The 24071-nt window shown below is 73.6% G+C and carries 19 protein-coding genes and 1 tRNA gene; 12 read left to right on the forward strand and 8 right to left on the reverse strand.

Annotation, left to right across the window (positions count from 1 at the left end; translation table 11 throughout):
* Positions 1-506 precede the first annotated feature (506 nt).
* The 4 genes from lpxC (at position 507) to ligA (ending at position 6446) form a co-directional block, all read left to right on the forward strand.
* On the forward strand, positions 507-1526 hold the full coding sequence (gene lpxC / locus GGD88_RS11865) for a UDP-3-O-acyl-N-acetylglucosamine deacetylase (RefSeq protein ID WP_184435707.1): 1020 nt from the start codon (positions 507-509) through the stop codon (positions 1524-1526).
* A gap of 155 nt (positions 1527-1681) precedes the next feature.
* Positions 1682-2536, forward strand: a complete 855-nt coding sequence (locus tag GGD88_RS11870; RefSeq protein WP_184435709.1) for an outer membrane protein assembly factor BamD — start codon at positions 1682-1684, stop codon at positions 2534-2536.
* 50 nt (positions 2537-2586) lie between these two features.
* Positions 2587-4332 carry a DNA repair protein RecN gene (recN, locus tag GGD88_RS11875; protein WP_184435711.1) on the forward strand — a complete coding sequence of 582 codons (1746 nt, stop codon included), beginning with the start codon at positions 2587-2589 and terminating at the stop codon, positions 4330-4332.
* Entirely contained in the window at positions 4329-6446 is a 2118-nt protein-coding gene (ligA, locus tag GGD88_RS11880; protein WP_184435713.1) for an NAD-dependent DNA ligase LigA, read from the forward strand. Before recN ends, ligA begins: the two co-directional genes overlap by 4 nt.
* A 49-nt stretch (positions 6447-6495) precedes the next feature.
* Here the strand turns inward: ligA and GGD88_RS11885 are convergent, their stop codons facing one another.
* A complete protein-coding gene (locus GGD88_RS11885; protein ID WP_184435715.1) occupies positions 6496-7224 on the reverse strand; it encodes a DUF2459 domain-containing protein in 729 nt (242 codons plus the stop codon).
* 598 nt (positions 7225-7822) lie between these two features.
* Here GGD88_RS11885 and ptsN point away from each other — a divergent pair.
* The 3 genes from ptsN to GGD88_RS11900 all read left to right on the forward strand — a co-directional run bounded on the left by ptsN (position 7823) and on the right by GGD88_RS11900 (position 9052).
* Complete coding sequence (gene ptsN, locus GGD88_RS11890) at positions 7823-8287, forward strand: PTS IIA-like nitrogen regulatory protein PtsN (RefSeq protein WP_184435717.1); 465 nt, start codon at positions 7823-7825, stop codon at positions 8285-8287.
* A 78-nt stretch (positions 8288-8365) separates the two neighbouring features.
* A complete protein-coding gene (locus GGD88_RS11895) occupies positions 8366-8596 on the forward strand; it encodes a YnbE family lipoprotein (RefSeq protein WP_184435719.1) in 231 nt (76 codons plus the stop codon).
* Positions 8597-8686: 90 nt separating this feature from the next.
* A complete protein-coding gene (locus GGD88_RS11900) occupies positions 8687-9052 on the forward strand; it encodes a DUF1318 domain-containing protein (protein WP_184435721.1) in 366 nt (121 codons plus the stop codon).
* 290 nt (positions 9053-9342) lie between these two features.
* Here the strand turns inward: GGD88_RS11900 and GGD88_RS11905 are convergent, their stop codons facing one another.
* The 3 genes from GGD88_RS11905 to GGD88_RS11915 all read right to left on the reverse strand — a co-directional run bounded on the left by GGD88_RS11905 (position 9343) and on the right by GGD88_RS11915 (position 13707).
* Entirely contained in the window at positions 9343-11148 is a 1806-nt protein-coding gene (locus GGD88_RS11905; RefSeq protein ID WP_184435723.1) for an ABC transporter substrate-binding protein, read from the reverse strand.
* A gap of 341 nt (positions 11149-11489) precedes the next feature.
* Entirely contained in the window at positions 11490-12524 is a 1035-nt protein-coding gene (gene dusA / locus GGD88_RS11910) for a tRNA dihydrouridine(20/20a) synthase DusA (RefSeq protein WP_184435725.1), read from the reverse strand.
* A gap of 244 nt (positions 12525-12768) precedes the next feature.
* Positions 12769-13707 carry an AraC family transcriptional regulator gene (locus tag GGD88_RS11915; RefSeq protein ID WP_184435727.1) on the reverse strand — a complete coding sequence of 313 codons (939 nt, stop codon included), beginning with the start codon at positions 13705-13707 and terminating at the stop codon, positions 12769-12771.
* Here GGD88_RS11915 and GGD88_RS11920 point away from each other — a divergent pair.
* The 3 genes from GGD88_RS11920 (at position 13706) to GGD88_RS11930 (ending at position 15254) form a co-directional block, all read left to right on the forward strand.
* Entirely contained in the window at positions 13706-14119 is a 414-nt protein-coding gene (locus tag GGD88_RS11920; protein ID WP_184435729.1) for a DUF2000 domain-containing protein, read from the forward strand. The two genes, GGD88_RS11915 and GGD88_RS11920, sit on opposite strands and share 2 nt — an antisense overlap.
* A gap of 223 nt (positions 14120-14342) precedes the next feature.
* The gene (locus GGD88_RS11925; RefSeq protein ID WP_343056348.1) at positions 14343-15047 is read left to right on the forward strand and encodes a Crp/Fnr family transcriptional regulator; all 705 of its coding nucleotides are present in this window, start codon (positions 14343-14345) and stop codon (positions 15045-15047) included.
* A 130-nt stretch (positions 15048-15177) separates the two neighbouring features.
* Positions 15178-15254: transfer RNA gene (locus tag GGD88_RS11930), tRNA-Asp, on the forward strand.
* A gap of 87 nt (positions 15255-15341) precedes the next feature.
* Here the strand turns inward: GGD88_RS11930 and GGD88_RS11935 are convergent.
* From GGD88_RS11935 to hpnA, 4 genes are all read right to left on the reverse strand, one after another.
* Positions 15342-16934, reverse strand: coding sequence for a gamma-glutamyltransferase (locus GGD88_RS11935; protein WP_184435733.1), 1593 nt, complete (start codon positions 16932-16934; stop codon positions 15342-15344).
* A 96-nt stretch (positions 16935-17030) separates the two neighbouring features.
* Positions 17031-17618, reverse strand: coding sequence for a DUF2889 domain-containing protein (locus tag GGD88_RS11940; RefSeq protein ID WP_184435735.1), 588 nt, complete (start codon positions 17616-17618; stop codon positions 17031-17033).
* 114 nt (positions 17619-17732) lie between these two features.
* Positions 17733-20363 (reverse strand): MMPL family transporter, encoded by a 2631-nt coding sequence (locus GGD88_RS11945; RefSeq protein ID WP_184435736.1) that lies wholly within the window; start codon positions 20361-20363, stop codon positions 17733-17735.
* Complete coding sequence (gene hpnA, locus GGD88_RS11950; protein WP_184435738.1) at positions 20360-21349, reverse strand: hopanoid-associated sugar epimerase; 990 nt, start codon at positions 21347-21349, stop codon at positions 20360-20362. The genes GGD88_RS11945 and hpnA overlap by 4 nt, the downstream gene beginning before the upstream one ends.
* Positions 21350-21568: 219 nt before the next feature.
* Here hpnA and ispH point away from each other — a divergent pair, with 219 nt between their 5' ends.
* Positions 21569-22639 carry a 4-hydroxy-3-methylbut-2-enyl diphosphate reductase gene (gene ispH / locus GGD88_RS11955; RefSeq protein ID WP_425502592.1) on the forward strand — a complete coding sequence of 357 codons (1071 nt, stop codon included), beginning with the start codon at positions 21569-21571 and terminating at the stop codon, positions 22637-22639.
* A gap of 77 nt (positions 22640-22716) precedes the next feature.
* Positions 22717-23952 carry an adenosyl-hopene transferase HpnH gene (gene hpnH, locus GGD88_RS11960; RefSeq protein WP_184435740.1) on the forward strand — a complete coding sequence of 412 codons (1236 nt, stop codon included), beginning with the start codon at positions 22717-22719 and terminating at the stop codon, positions 23950-23952.
* Positions 23953-24071: the final 119 nt, after the last annotated feature.

Genomic DNA, 24071 nt, shown 5'->3' on the forward strand with positions numbered 1-24071 from the left:
ATCGCGCCGGACCGTCCGTCCCGTCCTCCCGTCCGGTCCCTCCGGGGTCCGGTGCGGGAGGCGGGCGGACCGGGCGCCGGTCGCCGCCGCGGGTTGGTCGGCTGGGTCGCGGATAAAATATTTTTTATCAAAGGGTTGCGCGGTCGTGTTGGGGTGCGGGCCGGGCGAGAGACCGGTTGGTGGCCGGACCCCGGCAAGCCCTGGATGACGCCGCGCAAGGGATTGCAGGAGCGGCATAATTCCGGACAGAGCAGTCGCAACATTCTGAAACAATGATTGATTTGCACGGTCCCCGCTGCGCCGCTAAGTCTGGATCAAGCAAATAGTCGAGCCGCGGGTGGGGTTGGACGGAGACCCCGAGACCGTGTGGCGGTGTCCGGTCCCGGGCCGGGTCCACCGGCCGCCGGGACCACCCCGGATCGACCGCTTCAGCCATCACGGGTCTCGCGCCCCCCCGCCTGTGGGGTTCGCGCCGGACCGGCCCAGACTGACGGGGACGCTTGATCATGAAGGACGCCAGCCTGGACGAAGCCGAAGCCCTCGCCGCCGCATCGGACGTGGCGCCCGCCGGCATCAGCGCCGGTCCCGGCCTGTGGCCGCTGACCGCGGCCGCGCAACGCACCCTGGCCGGGCCGGCCACCGTGACCGGCATCGGGCTGCATTCCGGCGTCGACGTTACCCTGACGCTGCGCCCCGCCGCCGCCGACAGCGGGATCTGGATCCGCCGCGCCGACGTGACCGACCGCGACCCCATGATCCCGGCGCGCTGGGACCACGTGGTGGACACCCGGCTGTGCACCACCCTGGGCAACGCGGCCGGCGTCACCGTCGCCACCGTCGAGCACCTGATGGCCGCCCTGGCCGGGCTCGGCGTGGACAACGCGGAACTCGTCGTCGACGGGCCGGAACTGCCGGTGATGGATGGCTCTTCGGCCGCCTTCGTGGCCCTGGTCGAGACCGCCGGCACGATCGCCCAGGGCGCCCCGCGCCATGCCGTGCGCCTGGTCGATACCGTGACCGTGGAGGATGGCGAGAGCGTGGCGAGTCTGCGGCCGGCGCCGCGCGGCCTGAGCATCGACGCCACCATCGACTTCGACAGCGCCGCCATCGGCCGCCAGCACCGCGTGGTCTCGGTCACCCCCGACAGTTTCCGCCGTGACCTGGCGGACGCGCGCACCTTCGGCTTCCGCCACGAGGTGGAGGGGCTGCGCGCCATGGGGCTGGCCCGCGGCGGCTCGCTCGACAACGCCGTGGTGGTCGATGGCGACGCCATCCTCAACCCCGAGGGCCTGCGTCACGACGACGAGTTCGTCCGTCACAAGGCGCTCGACGTGCTGGGCGACCTGGCGCTGGCCGGGCATCCGGTGATCGGTGCCTACAGCGGTCACCGACCCAGCCACCGCCTCAACAACCTGCTGCTGCGGGCGCTGTTCGCGCAGCCCCAGGCGTGGCGGTTTGAACCGGCGCTGAGCACCGCCGGCGCCGGTGACGCCGCGCGCCACGCCGGCGACCGCCGCCGCGCCTGAGCTCGGCCCGGCCCGGCAGCGGCCGGTCAGCCGGGCAGGTGACACATCCGGGTGCCATGGTATAGTGCGAGGCTTCGGGGCCGGCGCGCGGGCGGCTGTCTGCCGCGCGCCCCCGGACTCGTCCCCCACGGACCGTCAGGATCGTCGCCCGTACCATGAAGAGCCCGCTTCCCGTTCCGCCGTCGCCGTGCGCCCCGCGTGCCCGCCGTGCGACCGCGGCCGCCGTCGCCCTGGCGGCGGTGCTCGCCCTCGCGGCCTGCGGCACCGGCTCCGACGAACCGGCCTACCAGGAACGCCCGGTCGAACAACTCTACAACGAGGCGGTCAGCCTGCTGGAGGAGGGGGACTACGACGGCGCGGCCGAGGCCTTCAACGAGGTCGAGCGCCAGCACCCCTATTCGGTGTGGGCGACCAAGGCCCAGCTCATGGCGGCCTACAGCCACTACGAGGACAACGACTACGACGAGGCGATCATCGCCCTGGACCGCTTCATCCAGCTCCACCCGGGCAACCGCGATATCGCCTATGCGTACTATCTCAAGGGCCTGAGCTACTACGAGCAGATCGCCGACGTGCGCCGCGACCAGGAGATCACACGCCTGGCGATGGAGGGCCTGCGCGAGGTCATCAACCGCTTTCCGGACACCAAGTACGCCCGCGACGCCCGCTTCAAGATCGACCTGGCGCGCGACCACATGGCCGGCAAGGAAATGAGCGTCGGCCGCTTCTACCTGCGGGAGAAGCATTACCTGGCCGCCCTGAACCGCTTCAAGCGCGTGGTGGAGGAGTACGAGCAGACCACCCACGTGCCGGAGGCGCTGTACCGCATCGTTGAAATCAACAGCATCCTGGGCCTGGAGGGCGAGGCCCGCAAGGTGGCCGCCGTCCTCGGCCACAACTACCCGGGCAGCGACTGGTACGTGGACGCCTATCAACTCGTGACCGGCGAACAGATCCGCGACCCGGACGCCGACACCGCCTGGTACGACGGTCTGTTCGACTGGATCTAGTGGCACCGCCCTGACCGGGGTGCCTTTCGTCTTCCGCCGGACCCGCTGGCATGCTCGTCTCCCTGTCCATCCGCGACGTGGTGCTGATCCGGCACCTCGATCTCACGTTCGGCGCCGGACTCGGCGTGCTGACCGGCGAGACCGGCGCCGGCAAGTCCATTCTGCTGGACAGCCTGGGTCTCGCCCTGGGCGCGCGCGCCGACAGTGGCCTGGTGCGCGCCGGGGCGGACCGGCTGTCGGTCACCGCCGCCTTCGAGATCCCCGCCGGCCATCCGGCCCACGTCCTCCTGGCCGAGCAGGATCTGGACACCGGCGAGGAGACCCTGGTGCTGCGGCGCACGGTGAGCGCCGACGGCCGCAGCCGGGCCCGGGTCAATGACCAGCCGGCCAGCGTCGGCCTGTTGCGCCGGCTCGGCGACACCCTGGTCGAGGTGCACGGTCAGTTCGACAGCCACGGCCTGCTCGATCCCGCGACCCATCGTGGTGTGCTGGATGCCCACGGCGCGCTGACGGCCCCGCGGGCGGACTGTCGCGCCGCCTGGGAGGCATGGCGCGCCGCCGCCCGCGCCCATGCGGACGCGCGCCGCGACCTGGCCCAGGCCCAGGCGCACGAGGCCGAGCTGCGGGCCGCCCTGGAGGAGCTGGAGGCGCTCAACCCCAAGCCGGGCGAGGACGCCGGGCTGGCCGAGATGCGCGCCCGGCTGATGAACGGGGAGAAGCTGGCCGAGGGCCTGAACGCGGCGCTGGCGGCGCTGAGCCAGCCGGCCGACGTGGACACCGCCCTGCGTGCGGCCCAGCGCGCCCTGGAACGTCTCAGCGATCTGGCCGGGGCGACCGTGGCGCCGATCGTCGAGGGGCTGGAGCGGGCCGCGATCGAACTGGCCGAGGTCCGCAACGCGCTGGATCATGCGGCGGCCGACATCGACCTCGACCCGCGCCACCTGGACCAGGTGGAGGAACGCCTGTTCGCGCTGCGCGGGCTGGCGCGCAAGCACGGGGTGGAGCCGGACGCGCTGCCCGCCCTGATGGAGGCCACCCGCGACCGGCTGGCGGCGGTCGAGGGCGGCGGCGCCGACGTGGCCCGCCTGGCCCGCGCCGAACAGGCGGCCCGCGAATCCTACATCACCGCCGCCCGGGCGCTGTCGGACGGCCGCCGGGCCGCGGCCGCGCGGCTCGACCGGGCGGTGGCCGCCGAACTGCCGCCGCTGAAGCTGGACAAGGCGCGCTTCGAGACCCGCGTTGACCCGCTGACCGAGCGCGACTGGGGGCCGGAGGGCCTGGACCGCGTCGCCTTCGAGGTCGCCACCAACCCCGGGGCCGCGCCGGGGCCGATCCACAAGATCGCCTCGGGCGGCGAACTGGCGCGCTTCATGCTGGCACTCAAGGTGGTGCTGGCGCGGGCGTCCACGGTCCCCACGCTGGTGTTCGACGAGGTCGACACCGGCATCGGGGGTGCCACCGCGGCGGCGGTCGGCGAGCGGCTGGCCCGGCTGGCGCGCGACGTCCAGGTGCTGGTGGTCACCCATTCGCCGCAGGTGGCTGCCACCGGGCATCATCACTGGCGGGTCGAGAAGAGCGGGAGCGGCGGTGACGGCGAGGCGGGCACCGAGACGCGCGTGTCGGTGCTGTCGCCCGAGGACCGCCGCGAGGAGATCGCCCGCATGCTCTCGGGGGCCACCATCACAGCCGAGGCCCGGGCCGCCGCCACCACCCTGTTGCAGGGCGGCGCGGCGTCCCAGATGGAGATGCCGTTGGACAGCCCGTTGCCCGATTCCGCCGGACCCGAGACCCCATGACCGAAGAGACCGTTCCCGCGGGCCACCCCGACGTGGCCGTCGAGGCCCTGAGCCGCGACCAGGCCACCGCCGAGTTGGCGCGGCTGGCCGCCGAGATCGCCCGCCACGACGCCCTGTACCATCAGCAGGACGCGCCCGAGATCAGCGACGCCGCCTACGATGCCCTGCGCGCGCGCAACGACGCCATCGAGGCGCGCTTTCCGGAGCTGATCCGCGCCGACAGCCCGTCGCAGCGGGTGGGGGCGGCGCCCGCGTCCGGCTTCGGCAAGGTGGTGCACCGGGTGCCCATGCTGTCGCTGGGCAACGTCTTCGACCGCGCCGACGTGGCCGAGTTCACCGCCGGCATCCGGCGCTTTCTGCGCCTGAGCGAGGACGAGCCGCTGGCCCTGGTGGCCGAACCCAAGATCGACGGCCTGTCGGTGTCGCTGCGCTACGAGGACGGCCGCCTGGTGCAGGCCGCCACGCGCGGCGACGGCACCGAGGGCGAGGACGTCACCGCCAACGTGCGCACCCTGGACGACGTGCCGGAGCGGCTGACCGGCGCCGACGTGCCGCCGGTGCTGGAGGTGCGCGGCGAGATCTACATGACCCGCGACGCTTTCCTGGCCCTCAACGAGCGTCAGGTGGAGGCGGGCGCCAAGCCGTTCGCCAATCCGCGCAACGCCGCCGCCGGCTCGCTGCGCCAGCTCGACCCGGCGGTCACCGCGCGCCGGCCGCTGCGGCTGTTCGCCTATTCCTGGGGCGAGGTGCGGGGTGCCGCGTTCGACAGCCACCACGGGTTCCTGGAGCGGCTGCGCGACTGGGGCCTGCCGGTCAACCCGGAGACCCGGCTGTGCCAGGATCTGGACGCCGTGCTGGCGGTCTACGAGGCCCTGGAGGAACGGCGCGCCAGCCTGCCCTACGACATCGACGGCGTGGTCTACAAGGTGGACCGGGTGGACTGGCAGAAGCGGCTCGGCTTCGTCAGCCGGGCGCCGCGCTGGGCCACCGCGCACAAGTTTCCGGCCGAGCAGGCGCGCACGGTGCTGACGGCCATCCGCATCCAGGTCGGGCGCACCGGCGCCCTGACCCCGGTGGCCGACCTGGAGCCGGTCACCGTGGGCGGCGTCGTGGTCGCGCGCGCCACCCTGCACAACGAGGACGAAATCCGCCGCAAGGACATCCGGGAGGGCGACACCGTCGTCATCCAGCGCGCCGGCGATGTGATCCCGCAGGTGGTCTCGGTGGTGACCGAGGCCCGGCCCGACGGGACCGAACCGTTCGCCTTTCCCGACCACTGCCCGGTGTGCGGATCCGAGGCGCCACGCCCCGAGGGCGAGGCCATCCGCCGCTGCACCGGCGGCCTGATCTGTCCGGCCCAGGCGATCGAGCGGCTCAAGCACTTCGTCTCCCGGGATGCCTTCGACATCGAGGGTCTGGGCGCCAAGGCGGTGGAGTCCTTCTACACCGACGGCCTGATCCGGGGGCCGGCCGACATCTTCCGCCTGGAGGAAAAGGACCGCCAGGGCCTGACCCGGCTGAAGAACCGCGAGGGCTGGGGCGAGAAATCGGCCGAGAACCTGTTCCGCGCCATCCGCGAGCGGCGCACCATCCCCCTGGAGCGGTTCATCTATGCGCTCGGCATCCGTCAGGTGGGCCAGGCGACGGCGCGCCTGCTGGCGGCGCACTACGGCACGCTGGACGCGCTGCGCGACGCCATGGCGGCGGCGCAGGATCCGGAGTCCGAAGCCTACCGCACGCTGGTCAACATCAACGATGTGGGCACCAGTGTGGCGCGGGATCTGCTGGCGTTCTTCCACGAAGAGCACAATCAGACGGTGCTGGACGATCTGGCGGCGCTGCTCGACGTCCAGCCGTTCGAGCGACCGGATACGGGGGCGGCGGAGAGCCCGCTGGCCGGCAAGACGGTGGTGTTCACCGGCAGCCTGGAGACTCTGTCGCGGGCGGAGGCCAAGGCCCGTGCCCAGGCCATGGGGGCCAAGGTGACGGGCAGCGTGTCGGCCAAGACCGACTACGTGGTGGTGGGCGCCGACGCCGGCAGCAAGGCCGCCAAGGCGCGCGACCTGGGCGTGACCACGCTGACCGAGGACGAGTTCCTGGCCCTCCAGTCCTGACGGCCCCGAGGCCCGGCCGGCCCTGGTCGCCGCGCTCGGGTCGCCCCCCTCATCCCGCGCCCGCGCCCGCGCTCGCCCCCGCGCCCGCGTCGGCCGACAGGCGCCGGGCGCCGGGCAGCGCGTCCAGCCGGTCGGCCAGGTTTTCCGCCGTGATGATGCCGCCGGGCGCGATCGCCAGACCGGCCCGGCCGAGCTGGCGCGCCACCCAGGTGTTGCAGGTGTTGAACAGGTGGAACCGGCCGTGGGCGGGGTAGAAGCGTCCGGCCGGCGTCAGGCCGGGCGCGACCGGCGCTACCCGGCCGCCGCCGGGTGGACGCTCCACGGTGTCGTGGATCGCCCGCACCAGCCGCGCCAGGCCCGGCGCCGCGATCGGCACCCGCCAGACCGCGCGGTCGGCCGTGGGCGCGGGCAGGGCGGCGAGACCGGCCAGGTGCAGGATCGACGGTCCCGGCACCAGCCCCGCGGCCAGCGCGTCGGCCAGCGAGGCGCGCGGGTTGGGGTAATAGGCCCGGTCCCCCCAGCCCGCCTCCAGGTAGCGCGCATCGGGGAAATCCGCGGCCTCGGGCAACAGCCCGGCCGGCACGGCCGCGCGCGGGATCACGAGGCCGCTGTGCCAGCCGGTGGCGATCACGTGGATCGGCTGGGTCTCGGCGCGCGCCGGTCCCGCCGGACCGGGGGCGGCGGGCGCCCCCTTGGGGCCGGGCGGCGCGCAGCCGGAGGCCGCCGCCGCCAGCAGCACGGCGCCGACTCCGGTCAGCAGGCGGCGGCGGTCGATCATGCAACGCTCCCGCTTCAGGGGTCCGACCGCAGATGTGGGCGGGCACCGGCCGGCCGTCCAGCGGGCGGGCGCCACCCCCTGGAGCCGCGCCCGGGCCGCGACCGCAGGGAACGCAGTGCAGCATCGCGGCGTTTTTCGCTTGCGCCGAAGACGGGGCGGTCGCAGTGTGGATCCAGGCTTCTCCTGGTGTCCGGTGCCCGGTGTGCCGTGGCGTGGGAGGCCTGGGAGCATCCGCATCCGTGCGCCGGCCGCCGGATCGCGTTGGCGGCGGGTTCCGCGAGAGGCGGACGCCCCCGGGATGGTGCCGGATCCCGCCCGGGACCGCGCGGCCCCGGACCTTCCGGATCAATCCACGTCCGGAGGAGGTCGCCGTGCCCGGTCTCCAGTCGTGTGACCCGGTTACCGTCGGGTCCCTATCGTGTGAATCGAGGATCATCCGCGACGACAGCCCGCAGGACCGCGAACCGGGGGCCGCCAGGAGGCTTGACGGGTGCCGTCGGCCGCGCTTTGGTGCCGTCCCTCCGGATCCGTCAAGCCCCCTGGGTGGCGCCACGGCGCGTCGCGGGCGGCGTCGCGTGTCTGTTCCGAAAGGCCAGTGATGGACATTGCCGATCTGATCACGCCCGACAGCGTGATGGTTCCCCTCAAGGTCACCAGCAAGAAGCAGGCGCTGCAGGCCCTGGCCCGGCGCGCCGCCCAGATCACGGGGCTGAACGAGCGAACCATCTTCGACGTGTTGCTGGAGCGCGAGCGGCTGGGCACCACCGGTGTCGGCAACGGCATCGCCATCCCGCATGGCCGGCTGCCGGGCCTGACCGGCATGCACGGCCTGTTCGCGCGGCTGGCGCGCCCGATCAACTTCGATGCCATCGACGACCAGCCGGTCGACCTGATCTTCCTCTTGCTGGCCCCCGAGTCCGCCGGGGCCGACCACCTCAAGGCCCTGGCCCGGGTCTCGCGCCTGCTGCGCGACCGGTCGATGTGCGAAAAGCTGCGCGGCACCGATACCCCGGAGGCGCTGTACGGCCTGCTGATCTCCCACCGCGCCAGCCAGGCCGCCTGAGCCGCCCCGCCCATGCCACAATCACCCCGTTCACTGACCGGTGGGGCGGCGCGACGCCCCGACCGATGTGGAGGCGGCATGGACACCGTCCCGACCGTGCGTTTCCGCCCCTGGTGCCGCCGTGCCGGCGCGACCCTTGCGTCGGCGCTGCTGCTGGCCGGGCTCGCCGCCTGCCAGCCGTCGGTGAAGGTGCAGGCGCCCGACAAACCCATCGTCATCAACCTGAACGTGAAAATCGAACAGGATGTGCGGGTGCGCCTGGAAAAGGGCGTCGAGGAGGTCCTGGAGGGCAATCCGGACATCTTCTGAGTGTGACCGCCGCCGGGTCCGCAGGCCCGAGGCCGGCCGATCCGCACGCCGCCGCAGGGATGTCGCGAAAGGGATGAGGGAAGACGGGTCATGACAGGGCAAGCGCGCGGGGCCGACGGCTCCGCTCCCCCCTCCGCCGGACGCCGCCGCCGGACCGCCGTGCGCCGCGCGGGCGCGGCGGTGCTGGCGCTGGCCACTCTGGTCGCGCTCGGCACGCCCCCGGCGGCGGCGCAGAGCCTCGACCAGCTCCGCGCCAGCGGCGCCGTGTGTGAGCGGCCGGACGGCCTGTTGCGGGCGCTCAGCGGCGACGCCGCCGTGCGCCAGCAGGTGGACACCATCAACCGCGAGCGCCTGGCGGCCTACGAACGTCTGGCGCGCGAGACCAACACCACCATCGAGCAGGTCCGCGTGGTTTCGGGCGAGAAGCTCCAGGCCAAGTACGGGGGCTGTCCGTAGCCGTCCGTCGCGGCGCGGAATCCTGCACCACCTCGTGATCAAAGACAGGACCAACACGATCAAGAGGTGGTGCGATCCGCCCGAGAGCAGATCGCACCAAAATGGAATCGCGCCGTGATCCCATTTTGGTGCGTGAATCTGCTCTCGAATCAATACAGCCGATTGCGACAAACCGGAACCGCGGCGCGACGTCGGTTTGTCGCGATAATCGGCTGTAAAATCAATAATGTAGAGCCGATTCACGTTTGAAATCGGAACGCAGTTCCGGTTCCGATTTCAAACGATCGGCTCTAGGACGCCGGCGGGCAGACCCGCGTCGTCCGGCACGACCCGCCGGAACACTCCCGCACCCAGCGACAGCCGTCGTCGGCCGGCGCCGCCGGAGCGCCCGGCGTCGCGGCCGGGATGGCCTCCGGCGTCCCGTCCGGCCCGGGCGCCGGGCCGTCCACCGGCGCCGCCACCGGCCCGACCGGGGCCGCGGGGGAGGCCGGCGAGTCCGGGGGGGACCGCCCCGCAGGCGCGTCCACACCGTATTCACGCGCGAGCCACGGGAAGCGGGCGAAGTCGTCGGGGCCGACCAGCCGGGTCGCGGCCTGGCCGGGGGCGAAGGCTTCGGGGGCCGGCCGGATCAGGCGCGGGCCTTGCGCCGTGACCTCCAGGACATGCATGGCGCGCTCGTTCAGGCCCGACGGCAGCAGCCGGAACAGGCCCGCGTAGCCCTGGAAGCCGGCCGGGTCGGTCAGGAACGCGGTGACATCGGCCCTATCGTCGGCTCCCTCTTCGGCCCCCTCTTCGGCCCCCTCTTCGGACCGGCCCTCGGCCGCCCAGGCGGCGGCCAGCGCCACGGCGTCCATCGCCAGCCGCTCCAGCTTGCCGGGGCCGGCCGCAGTCCGCACGGCCGGCTCGGGTCCGGGGGCGGGGCGGTCCGGGGCCTCCGGCTTGCGGGCGGCGCGCGGCGGCGGTCCGCTCGGCGCGGCCCCGGCCGCGTCGGCCGCCCCCCCGTTCGTCCCCTCGTTCGTCCCCTCGTTCGGTGCTGCGGCATCCGTCGCGGCGGTCTCCCTCTCTGGCTCCGTCTCACGCGGTTCCGGCATGCCGGGCCGCTGGTCCGGCGGCAGGCTGGTGCTGACGTACCAGGCCCCGCGCAGCGACCCCTCCGCGAAGGTGCCCGGCCATTCCCACAGGTCGGTGCCCAGCAGGCGCACCCGGGGCAGCGTGGCGTCGTAGTACTCGAACAGCGCCGACAGGCCGACCAGCGTCATGCCGGTGGTGGGGATCACCGCACCGGTGAGGTCGAGGCGGGCCAACGCGCGCACGATCTCGACCTGACTGTTGTAGGGGGTGTCCGGCGCGAACAGGCGGCTGGCCAGGACCTGGACCGTGCCGGTCTGGGCGGCCGAGGCGGCGGCACTGGCGACCAGGCGGGCGTAGGCGGTATCGGGCCCGACCACCACCACCCGGCCGTGCCCCTCGGCGGCGGCGTGGGCGAGCAGGGCCGTCGTTTGCGGCCCGGGCCGGTGACCCAGCACGAACAACCCCTCGCCGGCCACCGCGCGGTTGTTGGAGAACGTCAGCACCGGCACACCGGCCGCCGCGGCCACCGGTTTGACCGCCTGGGCCCCGACCGAGAACAGCGGCCCAAGCAGCAGGGCCGCCCCGTTCGCGACCGCGGTGTCGGCGGCGGCCCGCGCCCCCTCCGGTGTGCCCTGGGTGTCGTGGACGCTCAGGCGCAGGACCTCGGCCCGCCCTGGGGCACGCGCCGGCCCCAGCGCCTGGCGCGCGGCCGCCTCCAGGGCGCGCCCGGTGTCGGCCTCGGGCCCCGACAGGGGCACCAGCAGGGCGACGGACAGCGGTCCGCGCGGCGTTTCTGGGACCGGGGCGGCCGCCTCGGGGGCGGGGGGCGGTGGCGGGTCCGGGATCGGGGCGGTGGCCGTGCCGGGACCGCCCGGCGCGGCCGCGCACCCCGCCAGCAGGGCCGTGGCCAAGCCCAGGGCCGGCAGCCGGAGGCGGTCCGCCCACCGGCGCCGGGTCGGCCCGCGCGGCCGTGCCGGCGGCGGGCGGGACCCGGTCAGGTCCGGTGTCTGCGCGTGCTGGAGCATGCCGCCGTCTCCCTTCTCTTGGGTCGGGTCGTGGCCTAGCGCCGATCGCTCGAAATCGGAACCACCGGGGTGGGCCAATTTCGAGCGTGACTCGGCGCGATCAGTTGGTTTCAGAGCGGAACGCCCGAATTCGAAATCACCATGCGAGTCCGTATTCGGGCGTTCCGCTCTAACCGGAGCCGTTGACGCCGATCGCCGAGGCAGGATACCGACGGCGGCGCGGCCCGGCCAGCGCCCGCCCCGGGGCGGGGCGCTGTCCCGGCATCTTTCTCGGCATCGTGTGATCGTCGCCACAGGCCGGCGCCCAGGGGTGGGGATCGGGGCCGGACTCCGGGCGGGGGTCAGGCCGCGGCGGCCACCCCGGCGGCGGCCTCGACCGCGGCGAGCGCGGTCAGGATCACGTCGGGGCCGGCGCCCGGGCGATGGGCGTGGTCGCTCAGGTGGCGGCGCCAGGCGCGCGCCCCGGGCCGGCCGTGGAACAGCGGCAGGATGTGGCGGGTGATGGCCTGGAGGGGCACACCCTCGGCCAGCCGGCGGGTGGCATAGTCGGCCATGGCGCGGGCCACGGCGGCCCGCTCCGGGGGCGGCGCGGCGGCATCGCCGAACACGACCCGGTCGGCCCCGGCCAGCATCCAGGGTGTCTCGTAGGCGGCGCGGCCGATCATCACGCCGTCAAGGGCGTTCGGCCCCGCCATCAGGGCCGCCGCCGCCGCCAGATCGCGCACGCCGCCGTTGTAGACCACGCTCACCCCGGGAAACGCCGCCTTCAGGCGCCGCACCCGCTCCGGCTGCAGGGGCGGGACCTCCCGGTTCTGTTTCGGGCTCAGGCCGGACAGCCAAGCCTTGCGGGCGTGCACGATCACGGTGCGGCAGCCGGCGGCGGCGAGGTGGTCGACGAATCGGTGCAGGTGATCGTCGCTGTCCAGGTCGTCGATCCCCAGGCGGTGCTTGACGGTCACCGGCCGGTCGGTGGCGGCGATCACGGCCGCCACACAGTCCGCCACCAGCGCGGGTTCGGCCATCAGGCAGGCCCCGAAGCGACCGCTGGAAACCCGGTCCGACGGACAGCCGACGTTGAGGTTGATCTCGTCGTAGCCCCATTGGGTGCCCAGCCGGGCACAGGCTGCCAGCGCGTCCGGATCGCTGCCGCCGAGTTGGAGGGCCAGCGGGTGCTCGGACGCATCGAAATCCAGGTGGCGGGCGGCATCGCCGTGCAGCAGCGCCCCGGTCGTCACCATCTCGGTGTAGAGCAGCGTGCGCCGGGTGATGCGGCGCAGGAAGTAGCGGTCGTGCCGATCGGTCCAATCCATCATCGGGGCGACGGACAGGCGGCGATCGAGCGGCGCGGGCGTATGGGCGGCGGCGGGTCCGGTCATGCCGGAAGGATAGGGCGCCCGGCGCCGCGATGCATCCCCGAACCGCTGCACCGTCCCGCCCCGTCATTGCAGTGGCGTTGCGGGTTGACCGTGCGTTCTTTCTATGTTCTCATTCCTGGCATGGGACCAAAACGGGAACGCGCGCCCGGTCCGGCGCCCGGCTCCCGGTTCACGGAGGCTCCTGCCATGACCGTCGCCGTCCTGCTGCGCGAGGGGGCTGCCCTCTCCACCCTGTTCCTGACGCTCATTCTGTGGTCGATCGTCGGCCACGCCCTGGTCGGCTGAGGTCGGCTGCGCCAGCCCCACCAGCCAACGCCCGCCAGCGCCCCGGCGGCAGCCCGTAGGTGCGCGTGAACTGGCGGGTCATGTGGCTTTGATCGGCGAACCCCGCGCCGCAGGCGGCGTCCGCCAAAGGCGCGCCACGCCACAGGGCCGCCCGCGCCCGGTCCAGACGCCGCAGCGTCAGGTACCGATAGGGACTGGTGCCGAGGCGGGCGCGGAACTGGCGGGCCAGGGTGTAGCGGTCGAGTCCGGTCACGGCTTCCAGGTCCGTGGCGTCGACACGGCGCGTGCAGTGCGCCTCCAGGAACGCCCGGGCCTGCTCCACGGCGCGGGGGCAGGTCGGCGCGGTGCGGCCGCCGCGCGCCGCCGAGGGGTCGAGGGCCAGCAGCGCCTCGGCCAGGGTCATGACCACCTGATCGCGTGCCAGCGGCTCCAGCGGGTGATCGAGGTCCGCCACCGCCGCCCCGACGGCGAGGGCGAGGCGGGGATCGCCGCTCACCGGCACGCGAACGAATGGCAGGCCGCGCGCCCGCGCGCCCAGCGCCGCCGCGACGCGGTGCGGCGCCAGGTACACCATGCGGTAGCGGAAGCCGCCTGCCGTGCCGGCCTCGCCGTCATGAACCTCGTCCGGATGCAGCACCATCAGACGGCCGGGCGTGCTGGCGGTCCAGGCGCCCCGATACCGGAAGCCCTGGACCCCGGCCAGAGTCACGCCAAGGGCATAGCTGTCATGGCGGTGCGGGCCGTAGGCGCGGCCCGAGAAGGCCCCCTCCAGGCGGGGCAGGCCGTCGCCGGGCGGGGCCAGGGTCAGCCGGTCGCCGCCGCAGGATCGTTCAAGACCCGGCGGCAGCGCGCGGCGTATGGGCTCGGGCTGCGATCCCGAAGCGACAGGTGTTCCCATGCGACACGAGACCAAGATTGCCGTCGTCGTCCGCGACGACCTCAGGGTGTGGCAGAAGCTCAACGTCGTCGGCTTCCTGGCCGGCGGCCTGGTCGGATCCTATCCGGATCTGGCCGGCGCGCGCTACAGCGATGCCTCGGGCGGCCTGTACGGCCCGCTGATCCGCCAGCCCGTGCTCGTCTTCGCCGCCGCCGATGCCGCCGCTCTGGCCACCGCGCTGGCCCGGGCGGTGCGGCGCGGCCTGACGCCGTCGATCTACACGGCGGATCTGTTCGCGACCGGGGCCGACGACGCCAACAGGGCGGCGGTCGCCGCGGTGCCGACCCCGGCGCTCGACCTCGTGGGTCTGGCGGTCCACGGCCCCCGGGCCGATGTCGACAAGACGGTCAAGGGGCTGGCGCTGCACGGCTAGGCCCGATCGCGCCCCCGCTCCGTCACGCACCGGCTCCGTCACGCGCCGGCTCGGCCGCGCGCCGGGTCCAGCGTGCGCGTGGGTAGCACGCGTGGACGGGCGCGCGCGCTTCCGTTACGCTAGCCGTTCGGGGTGGGGAGCGTGCGGCCGGATTGCGCCGTCCGCCGGCCGGCCCCACATCCACCGGGATGGCGCGGTGATGGCGAACGGAAGAGGGACCGCGGTGCGCGGGAAATCAATCGAGGCGGCGTGGCGGGGTCAGGCGGAATGCCACGCCTGCGGGGTGCGCGAAACGGCTCTGTTCTCCGCGTTGCGCGAGGCGGACTTCGCGCTGATTCATCTTCCGATCGACGAGATCCAGTTCGAGCCCGGCGCGGCCCTGTACCACGTCGGCGACCCCGGGCAGGCCGTGTTCACCGTCCGCACCGGCCTGGTGAAACTCGTGCGCTATCTGGCGGACGGCAGCCAGCGCATCGTGCGCCTGTTGCGGCCCGGCGACACCGCCGGCCTGGAGGCGGTGCTGGGCCAGGAGTACGAGCACACCGCCATCGCCCTGCGTCCCACCCTGACGTGCCGGATTCCGCGCGAGGTGGTCAACCGGCTGGCCGAGGGGACGCCGCGCATGCACGCCCAGCTCATGCAGCGGTGGCAGCGGTCGGTGCAGCAGGCCGACGCGTGGCTGACCAGCCTGTCCACCGGCGGCGCCAAGGCCCGGGTGGCGCGCCTGCTCCTGCTGCTGATGGACGAGGGCGCCGCCACCGAGTGCGAGTTGTTCGGGCGCGAGGACATGGGCGCCATGCTGGGGGTGACGACCGAGACCGCCAGCCGCATCGTGGCCGAGTTCCGCCGCGAGGGCATCCTCACCGAGCTGGGGCCGAACCGCTATGCCTGCGACGTGGCCGCCCTGGGCCGGATCGCCGGGACCTGACACGGGGTCCGGGTGCGCCGGGGCGGGCATCACGGGTGCCGGGAAATCGGTGCCGGCCGGCGAAAAAGCCCTTGCGCCCCTCCGCCCGCCCTGATACATACCCGGCCTCCGCTGATGGCGGACACACCGAGCGGGTGTAGCTCAGTTGGTTAGAGCGCTGGCCTGTCACGCCAGAGGTCGCGGGTTCAAGTCCCGTCACTCGCGCCAGATCGGCACACTGGACCCACCGCCAGATGTGCCCTGTTGAAACGGCCCCCTCGCGGGGCCGTTTCGCGTTTTGGGCAACGGCGGCGCCTATCCGGCCAGCCGGGCCGCCCCGCCGCGGCGGGCGTCGCCGACCGCCTCGAAGGCCCCCGCGGGATCGCGAGCGACCGCGTGCACCCCGCCGAAGAACATGGAGCGGTCGGGCCAGACCCGATGGTCGGCGAAGGCTGCCGCCAGCGCCGCCACGGTGGCGTCGTCCCAGCCGGCCTCGATGTCCAGGTGGCCGCGCTCCATGTGCAGCCGGGGCGCCTGCACGGCCGCCGCCAGCGGGCGGTCGTGGGCCAGCACCCCGCACAGCACCTGCAACAGCGCCGTGCGGATGCGGTTCGACCCGCCCGAGCCCAGCGCCAGCAGGGTCCCGTCCGGGCGCTCGGCCAGGGTCGGCGCCATCATGGACGAGACCCGCGTATCCGGCCGCCAGCGGAAAAAGCCGCCCGGGTTGAGGTCCTCCTCGCCCAGCATGTTGTTCAGCATGAAGCCCGCGCCCGGCACGATGTGGCCGCAGCCCTCGCCGTTGGACACCGTGCAGGCGGCCGCGTTGCCGGCGGCGTCGAGCACCGAGACGTGGGTGGTCCCGCCGGCCTTGCGGGCGCGCGGGGCGTCCAGGGTCGCCGCCCAGCGCCGCAGGGCGGGGTCGTCCAGCAGGCGGGCGACGCGGGCCTCGTCCACCCCCTCCGCCAGCCCGACGGCGTCGCGGGCCGCGCCGGTGGCCTGCATGAGGGCCGCCAGCCGCACCGGATCGGGCGGCGGCCCGTCCTCCGCCAGGGCCAGCCCGAAGGCGATCAGTGCGCCCCCCGACGACGGCGGCGGGTTGGTCAGCACGCGCGCACCCCGGAAGCGTCGGTCCAGCGGCCGGTGACGCAGCACCCGGTAGCGCGCCAGGTCCGCGGCCGTCAGCAGGCCGCCGTCGGCGCACAGCGTTACCATGGCCTGACCCACCGGGCCGTCGCGGAACAGGCGCTCGCCCTCGCGGCCCAGGGCCTCCAGGGTGTCGGCCAGGGCCGGCATGGCTTGGCCCGTGCCCGCCGGCACCGGGCGCCGCGGGTCCGCCGGGTCGCCGAACAGCGCGCGGGCCTCGGGCGTCAGCAGCAGGATGGGGGCGATGACCCCGATGATGTGGGCCTGCAACGGCGCCACCGGCACCCCGGCCCGCGCCAGCCGCACCGCTGGCGCCAGCAGGCGCGCCAGCGGCAGCCGGCACAGCGCGGCGTGGATGGCGCACAGGCCCGGGACCATGCCCGGCACCGCGGCGGCGGCGCGGCCGACGTGGAACTCCTGGGTGGTGGCGCCGAAGTCCGCGTCCACCGGCAGGAAGTCGAGTGCGGCGCGGTCGGCCGGGGCGGCGCGACCCGGGGTCTGGGCGAAGAAGTCGAGCACCAGCGGATCGGCCCCGGCGGGATGCGCCAGCAGGAAGCCGCCGCCGCCGGGGGAACTGAGCGCCGGCTCCACGACGAACGAGGCCGCCAGCGCCGCCACCACGGCGTCGAAGGCGGAGCCGCCGTCCTCCAGGATCTCGACCGCCGCCGCCGCCGTCTCCGGGTGGCCCGCCGCCACCGCGCCGCGTCCGCCCGCCCCGTGTCCGCACGCCGCGTGTCCGCCCGCGCCCGTCGTCTGTCCCGTCATGCCGCGCCGCACTCCCCCCTCGGTCGGGTGCACCCTGGGTGCCTCGCGGCAGCATCGCCCAGGCGGGCGCCGGCTGGCAACCGGGACGGGCGGTCGCTAACCCTCCGAACCGGCGGACGGCGCCGCCACCGGCAGGGCCGGGCCGGTGTAGAACTCGGGCCACTCGCGCGCCACCACGGGGCCGTCGGAGCGCAGGGCGTAACAGGTATCGAGGATGCGCGGCCGCTCGCCGGTGTTGCCGGCCTTGCGCTTCTCTTCGCGGCGGGCGTGCAGGGTCTGGTAAGCCGTCGCCGCCAGCGGCTTCAGCAGGTCAACCAGATGGGTGCAGCCCTCGGCCCGGCCCAGGGCCTGCTTGACCTTGCCGGAGAAGCCGGCGCCGATGGTCAGGCCCACCAGGCGCTGGAAGTTGGGGGTGACCCGGCCGCAGATGCCGAAGGGCGAGGCGTCGGTGACCGCCTCGACGGCGCGGATCACCAGGTCATCGTCGACCGTGACCCGCAACGCCATGTCGTGCAGCGGTTCGCCGGCGGCGATGCGGCCGCGATCGTGGTTGGCGAAGGTGTAGGTCTTGGTGTCGACGATGCGGGCCTCGATGTCCCATAGGCCATCCTCGCGGCGGTAGCCCTGGCAGTCGATCCGGCGGGTGTGGATGTGCTGGCGCGGTTCGGGCGGAGACAGCGGCATAGGCGGACCTTTCGGAGAAACGATCCCCACGGACGGTGGGGCGGGCACCAGCCTCGATGTATACGCCGGCGTATGGTCGGCGTCCAGAGCCCGGCGGCGATCCGACTGTCTCCCCTATCTGGGGGGCCGCCCACGGCTCGGCCACAGCGCCAGCAGGGCCGGCAACACCCCCAGGGTGCAGAGCAGCGTCAGGCCGATGGCGATGGTGAGCAGGATCCCCATGCTGGCGGTGCCGGGGTGGCTGGAGGCGGCAATGGAGCCGAACGAGCCGATGGTGGTGAGCGCGCTGAACACCACCGCCCGGGGCGTGCTGCTGGTCATGGTGTGGGCGACGTCGCCCTCGTCGCGGTCGCGTTGCACCAGGTGGATGGCGCTGGCCACCCCCAGACCGAACAGCAGCGGCAGCACGATGACATTGGCGAAGTTGAACGCCAGCCCGGCCAGCGCCGCCGTCGCCACCGTCAGCAGGCCGGCCAGGGTCAGCGGGGCGTAGACCAGCAGGATATCGCGTGTCCGCCGCAGGGTGACGGCCAGCAGCACCGTGATGCCCAGCAGCGCCAGCGCCGCCGCCTCGGCGAAGGCGCGCATCACCGTGCGCCCCGACTCGCGGATCAGCACGGGGGAGCCGGTGGCGGTGGGGACCTCCGCGCGCACCGCGTCGACGAAGCGGGCGAGCTGGTCGGGATCGCGCGGATCCAGGGCCGGGCGCACCTCCACCCGGGCGCGGCCGTCCGGCGCGAGGTAGCGCCCCAACAGGGCGTCCGGCAGGTCCTCCAGGGCGACCGGGGCCGCCTGCAGGGAGTCGCGCAGCCGCTCCAGCATGGGCGGCAGGTCGGCGGTCAGCGCGCTTGCGACGGCGGCCAGGGCGGCGTCGTCCGGCACCCGCGCCAGGACCGCCGCCAGCCGCTGTGCCGCCGCCTGGGTCTCGGCATCCGCGCCGGGGGCCGTCGCCAGCCGGTCCAGGGCCGCCACCAGGGCGTCGCGGGCGGCGCGGCGTTCGGCTGCGTCGGGCGGCGGGGCCGGTGCGCGCGACAGGGCCGGGGCCAGGAACAGGGCCATGTCCTGGATCACGAACAGCTTCTCGTCCTGGGCGTCGGGCACCAGGTCGCGGGCCGTGATCGCGCTGTCCACCTCGGGCAGGGTGGCGACCCGCTCGGCCAGCACCTCGGCCGCGTCCAGGTCGGGCGCCAGGATGTCCATGGTGTAGGGCGTGACCCGCGGATCCGCCAGCAGGTCGAACAGGGTGGCGACGGACTCGGTGTCGGGGTCGCGCAGGTTCAGCGGGTCGAAGTCGAAGCGCGCGGTCGGGGCCAGCGCCGCCGCGCCCACCGCCAGCGCCAGCGCCGCCAGGGCCACCGCCCGGGCATGCCGGCGCAGGCCGTCGTCCAACCGCATCGCCAGCCGCGACAGGCCGGCGCCGCCGGCGCGGCCGGGCCGCACCGGCAACAGGCTCAGGAGCGCCGGCGGCAGCGTCAGGTTGGCCACGAAGGCCACCCCCATGCCCAGGCCCGAGATCAACCCGAGTTGCGCCAGCCCGCGGTAGTCGGTGGGCAGGAACGACAGGAAGGCGATGGCCGCCGCCGCCGCGCACAGGGCCAGCGCCGGCCCCACCCCGCGCGCCGCCGCGTCCAGGGCGGTCGCACTGTCGGCGCCGGTGTCGCGGGCCTCCTTGTAGCGCAGGGCGAAATGGATGCCGAAATCCACCGACAGGCCGATGAACAGCACCGCGAAGGCCACCGAGATCATGTTCAGCGTGCCCACGGTCACCGCCGCCAGCCCGGCGGTCCAGCACAGCCCGGCAAACAGGGTGACCACGGTCGCCAGGATCAGGCGGGGCGCGCGCAACCCCACGATCAGCAGCGTGACCACCGCCACCAGCGTGATGGCGCCGGCGATGTCCATGCCGGTCTGCACGCTCTTGAGTTCCTCGGTCTCCATGGCGGCGGCGCCGGTCAGGCGCACGGTCACGCCCCGGTCCGGGGTCAGGCCCAGGTCGCGCGCCGTGGTGCGGATCAGCCGCATGGCGTCGCCGGCCGGGGTCAGGCTGGCGAAGCGGCGCTCGGGTTTGGCCAGGATCAGGCGGCGGGCGCCGCCCATCTCCGCCATCGGGCCGTCGTCGCCCTGGATCAGCGCCTGCCAGTCCAGGCGCGCGGGCGCCCCGGCCAGCCGCGCCGCCGTGGTCTCGGCCATGCGGGTCAGCACGTCGGCCAGCGGCAACGGCCCGCCGCCCGCGTCGGCGTTGGCGTCGGCGAGGCCGTCGGCGGCGGTGTCCATCAAGTCGGCCAGGCCGCGCAGCGACGGGTCCGCGGCCAGTGTGCCCAGGAACGGCTGGGCCTCGGCCAGGGTGTCGGACAGCGCGTACAACTCGTCCAGCGACAGGAACAGCAGCCCGTTGCGGCGGAAGAAGGGGTCGCCGGCGAGGTCGGAGACGAAGGCCAGCAGATCGTCCCGCGCCCGCAGTGCCGCGGTCAGGCGGCGGGCGGCGTCGTCGGCCAGGGCGGCGGTGTCGGCATCGAGGACGATCACCAGTTCGCCGCCGAACTGCGGGAAGGCGTCCTTCAGCGCCCGGTTCTGCTGTTGGAACGGCAGGTCGGGGTCCAGCATCGCCGAGGTATCGGTAGAGACCCCGATGCGCGTGGCCGCCGCCCACAGCGACAGCGCGGTGAGCACCAGGGCCACGGCCAGCACCGTCCAGCGGCGGCGGCGGGCGCCCTCGACCCAGGCGGCGATCAGGCGGGCGATCATGTCAGGTACCCGTTGGCGTCGAACCAGGCGACGGCGTCGGCGATGGCGTCGGCCGCCGGCCGGGCGTGGTAGCCCAGGGCGCGCTCGGCCTTGGCGCTGGTGAAGAACATGCGCTTGCGGGCCATGCGCAGGCCGTCGACGGTGGCGAACGGCTCCCGGCCGGTGCGCCGGGCGATGGCCTCGGCGACATGGGCGAACGGCAGGATCAGGCCGTGCGGCAGTCTGACCCGGGGCGGCCGGCGGCCGCGCAGGCGGGCCACCTCGGCCAGGATGTCGGCCAGGGTCAGGTTCTCGCCGCCCAGGATATAGCGCGCCCCCACGGTCCCGTGATCGAAGGCCAGCAGGTGCCCGGCGGCCACGTCGTCGACGTGCACCACGTTCAGGCCGGTATCCACATAGGCCGGCATGCGCCCGGCGGCGGCCTCGACGATCACGCGGCCGGTGGGCGTGGGCTTGATGTCGCGCGGGCCAATGGGGGTGGACGGGTTGACGATCACCACCGGCGCGCCCTCGGTCTCGACCAGCGCCCGGACGGCCCTCTCGGCGCGGAACTTGCTGCCCTTGTAGGCGCCGATCATGTCGGTCTCGGTGGTGGGCGTGTCCTCGTCCGCCGGGGTGCCGTCGGCGTTCGGCTTCAGCACCGCGACGGAACTGGTGTAGACCGCCCGGCGCGCGCCGGCCTCCAGGGCGGCGCGGATCACGGCCCGGGAGCCCTCGACGTTGACCGCCTCCATGGCCGCCGGATCGGGGATCCACAGCCGATAGTCGGCGGCGACGTGATAGAGGGCGTCGACCCCGCGCGCCGCCGCCTTCAGCGAGGCCGGGTTGGTCAGGTCGCCGGCGACGATCTCCACGTCCAGGCCGGCCAGGTTGCGCCGGTCGCCGCCCGGGCGCGCCAGGCAGCGCACCGCCGCGCCGCGCGCGAGCAGGGCGCGGACCACGGCCGCGCCGACGAAGCCGGTGCCGCCGGTGACGAGCGTGGGCATGGGCGGGTCTCCCTGACGGGCGGAGAGGCTGCGGACGCGGAGGATGAGGGCTCATCCCTACCGCTCCCCCGTCGGGCGGGCAAGGGGCCGTTGCTGTTGCGATTCGGTCGCAGGCCGGAACCCCTGGACCGATTGGGGGGACCGCAACCTTGCATCGGACCGGGCCGAAGCTCTAGATATGGCGGAGTTTTTCCAGCCCTCAGCCCGAGGATCGCGCCCGTGGACGACACGCCCGCCACTCCCGCCGCCCCTGGTGCCGCATCCGAGCGCACCGCGCCCGATGCCATGCCCACCCACCTGCGCGTCATCCTGGCCAGCCCGCGCGGCTTCTGCGCCGGCGTCGAACGGGCCATTGAGATCGTCGAGCGCGCCCTGGAGATTTACGGCCCGCCGGTCTACGTGCGCCACGAAATCGTGCACAACAAGCATGTGGTCGAGACCCTGCGCAATCAGGGCGCGGTGTTCGTCGAGGAACTGACCGAGGTGCCCGACGGCGCCGTCACGGTGTTCAGCGCCCACGGGGTGCCGCAGGCCGTGGTCAAGGAGGCCGACCGGCGCGCGCTGCCGGTGATCGACGCCACCTGCCCGCTGGTGTCCAAGGTACACCGCGAGGGCCAGAACCTGGCCCGCAAGGGCCGCGAGGTCATCATGATCGGCCACGAGGGCCACCCCGAGGTCGAGGGCACGCGCGGCCAGGTGCCGGGCGGCGTGCATCTGGTCAGCCAGGTGGAGGACGTGGAGCGGCTCCAGATCCGCGATCCCGACATGGTCGGCTACGTCACCCAGACCACGCTGTCGGTGGACGACACCAAGGACGTCATCGAGGCGCTCAAGCGCCGCTTCCCCAAGATCCAGGGGCCGGACGTCAAGGACATCTGCTACGCCACCCAGAACCGCCAGACCGCGGTCCGGGAACTGGCGAGCCAGGTGGACCTGCTGCTCGTGGTGGGGGCGCGCAACTCGTCCAACTCCAACCGCCTGGCCGAGATCGGGACCACCATGGGGGTGCCGAGCTATCTCATCGACGATGCCACCATGATCGAGGATGCCTGGTTCCGCGGCGTCTCGGTGGTGGGCGTGACCGCCGGTGCCTCAGCGCCCGAGCGGCTGGTGCGCGATCTGGTGGCCCGCATCGACAAGGTCGCGCCGGCCCGGGCCGAGCAGCTTCAGGGGATCGAGGAGCACATGCAGTTCAAGTTGCCGCGCGTGCTGTCGGATGCCATGCGCGAGCGCGGCATCGACCCCGAAGGCCCGCGCGATCGTGACCGCCACGACCTGCACGTGGCCTGAGCCGCCCCCCGATCCACCGCCCCGATCCGCCTCGCCCGCCCGGCCGCGAACCGTCCCGACCCAGGAGTGATGATACCGTGGGCGTTCCCCTGATCCAGCAAGTCCGCGTCGGCTCCTATCTGATGAAGCAGCGCCTGCGCGGCACCAAGCGCTATCCGCTGGTGCTGATGCTGGAGCCGCTGTTCCGCTGCAACCTGGCCTGCGCCGGTTGCGGGAAGATCGACTACCCGGACAGCATCCTGAACAAGCGCCTCAGCGTCGAGGAGTGCGTGGGAGCCGCCGAGGAATGCGGCGCGCCCATCGTCTCCATCGCCGGCGGTGAACCGCTGCTGCACCGCCAGATCGTGCAGATCGTCGCGGAACTGACCAAGCGCAAGCGCTTCGTCTATCTGTGCACCAACGCGCTGCTGCTGATGAAGCGGCTGGACGACTTCAAGCCCAGTCCGTACCTGACGTTTTCCATTCACCTCGACGGCGACCGCGAACACCACGACGCCGCCGTCTGCCAGGACGGCGTGTTCGACAAGGCCACGGCCGCCATCAAGGAGGCGCGCCGGCGCGGCTTCCGTGTGACGTGCAACACCACCCTGTTCGAGGGCGTGGAGGTGGACCGCGTGGCCGACTTCGTCAGCTACGCCACCGACGACCTGGGCGTGGAGGGGGTGACCATCGCCCCCGGGTTCGCCTACGAGCGCGCGCCGATGAAGGAGGTGTTCCTTAATCGCCAGCGCACGAAGCAACTGTTCCGCGACCTGTTCCAGCGCGGCAAGGGCCGCAAGTGGCGCTGGAACCAGTCGGCGCTGTACCTGGACTTCCTGGCCGGCAACCAGACCTACGACTGCACGCCGTGGGGCAACCCGACCCGCAACGTGTTCGGTTGGCAGCGGCCGTGCTACCTGCTCAACGAGGGCACCGTCGCCACCTTCAAGGAGCTGATGGAAACCACCGACTGGGACAGCTACGGCACCGGCCGCTACGAGAAGTGCGCCAATTGCATGATGCACTGCGGGTATGAGGCGACGGCGGTCGAGGACACGGTGCGCAACCCGCTGAAGGCGCTGAAGGTGGCCCTGCGCGGCATCCGCACCGATGGGCCGATGGCGCCGGAAGTGTCGTTCGAAAACCAACGGCCGGCGCAGTGGGTGTTCGACGACCTGGTGATGCAGCAGATGAGCCGGGCCGACGCCGCCAAGGCCGAAGAGGAGGCCGCCAAGGCCGCGGCCGGCGGCGGGGCCAAGGGGTGCGCCGGCAGTGCCAGCCACGTCAATCGGGCCGGCGGCAAGGCCAAGACGACCGCCCAGGACGCCGCCTGAGGGCCGCGGCCGGGGCGCTCCCGCGGGCGCGAGACTCCCAGCCTTTCTCGGTCCCCCGCATGCGCCCACGCAGGAGCGTGGGCGCGAGAAGACTCTCCCTTCTCGGTCCCCCGCTCCTG

It is taken from the genome of Roseospira goensis (assembly GCF_014197795.1).
GTDB lineage: Bacteria > Pseudomonadota > Alphaproteobacteria > Rhodospirillales > Rhodospirillaceae > Rhodospira > Rhodospira goensis.

Excerpts from the sequence above, each read along its gene's own strand:
- lpxC (WP_184435707.1), top strand. The coding sequence starts at position 507 with ATGAAGGACGCCAGCCTGGACGAAGCCGAAGCCCTCGCCGCCGCATCG.
- GGD88_RS11870 (WP_184435709.1), top strand. The coding sequence starts at position 1,682 with ATGAAGAGCCCGCTTCCCGTTCCGCCGTCGCCGTGCGCCCCGCGTGCC.
- recN (WP_184435711.1), top strand. The coding sequence starts at position 2,587 with ATGCTCGTCTCCCTGTCCATCCGCGACGTGGTGCTGATCCGGCACCTC.
- ligA (WP_184435713.1), top strand. The coding sequence starts at position 4,329 with ATGACCGAAGAGACCGTTCCCGCGGGCCACCCCGACGTGGCCGTCGAG.
- GGD88_RS11885 (WP_184435715.1), bottom strand. The coding sequence starts at position 7,224 with ATGATCGACCGCCGCCGCCTGCTGACCGGAGTCGGCGCCGTGCTGCTG.
- ptsN (WP_184435717.1), top strand. The coding sequence starts at position 7,823 with ATGGACATTGCCGATCTGATCACGCCCGACAGCGTGATGGTTCCCCTC.
- GGD88_RS11895 (WP_184435719.1), top strand. The coding sequence starts at position 8,366 with ATGGACACCGTCCCGACCGTGCGTTTCCGCCCCTGGTGCCGCCGTGCC.
- GGD88_RS11900 (WP_184435721.1), top strand. The coding sequence starts at position 8,687 with ATGACAGGGCAAGCGCGCGGGGCCGACGGCTCCGCTCCCCCCTCCGCC.
- GGD88_RS11905 (WP_184435723.1), bottom strand. The coding sequence starts at position 11,148 with ATGCTCCAGCACGCGCAGACACCGGACCTGACCGGGTCCCGCCCGCCG.
- dusA (WP_184435725.1), bottom strand. The coding sequence starts at position 12,524 with ATGACCGGACCCGCCGCCGCCCATACGCCCGCGCCGCTCGATCGCCGC.
- GGD88_RS11920 (WP_184435729.1), top strand. The coding sequence starts at position 13,706 with ATGCGACACGAGACCAAGATTGCCGTCGTCGTCCGCGACGACCTCAGG.
- GGD88_RS11915 (WP_184435727.1), bottom strand. The coding sequence starts at position 13,707 with ATGGGAACACCTGTCGCTTCGGGATCGCAGCCCGAGCCCATACGCCGC.
- GGD88_RS11935 (WP_184435733.1), bottom strand. The coding sequence starts at position 16,934 with ATGACGGGACAGACGACGGGCGCGGGCGGACACGCGGCGTGCGGACAC.
- GGD88_RS11940 (WP_184435735.1), bottom strand. The coding sequence starts at position 17,618 with ATGCCGCTGTCTCCGCCCGAACCGCGCCAGCACATCCACACCCGCCGG.
- GGD88_RS11945 (WP_184435736.1), bottom strand. The coding sequence starts at position 20,363 with ATGATCGCCCGCCTGATCGCCGCCTGGGTCGAGGGCGCCCGCCGCCGC.
- hpnA (WP_184435738.1), bottom strand. The coding sequence starts at position 21,349 with ATGCCCACGCTCGTCACCGGCGGCACCGGCTTCGTCGGCGCGGCCGTG.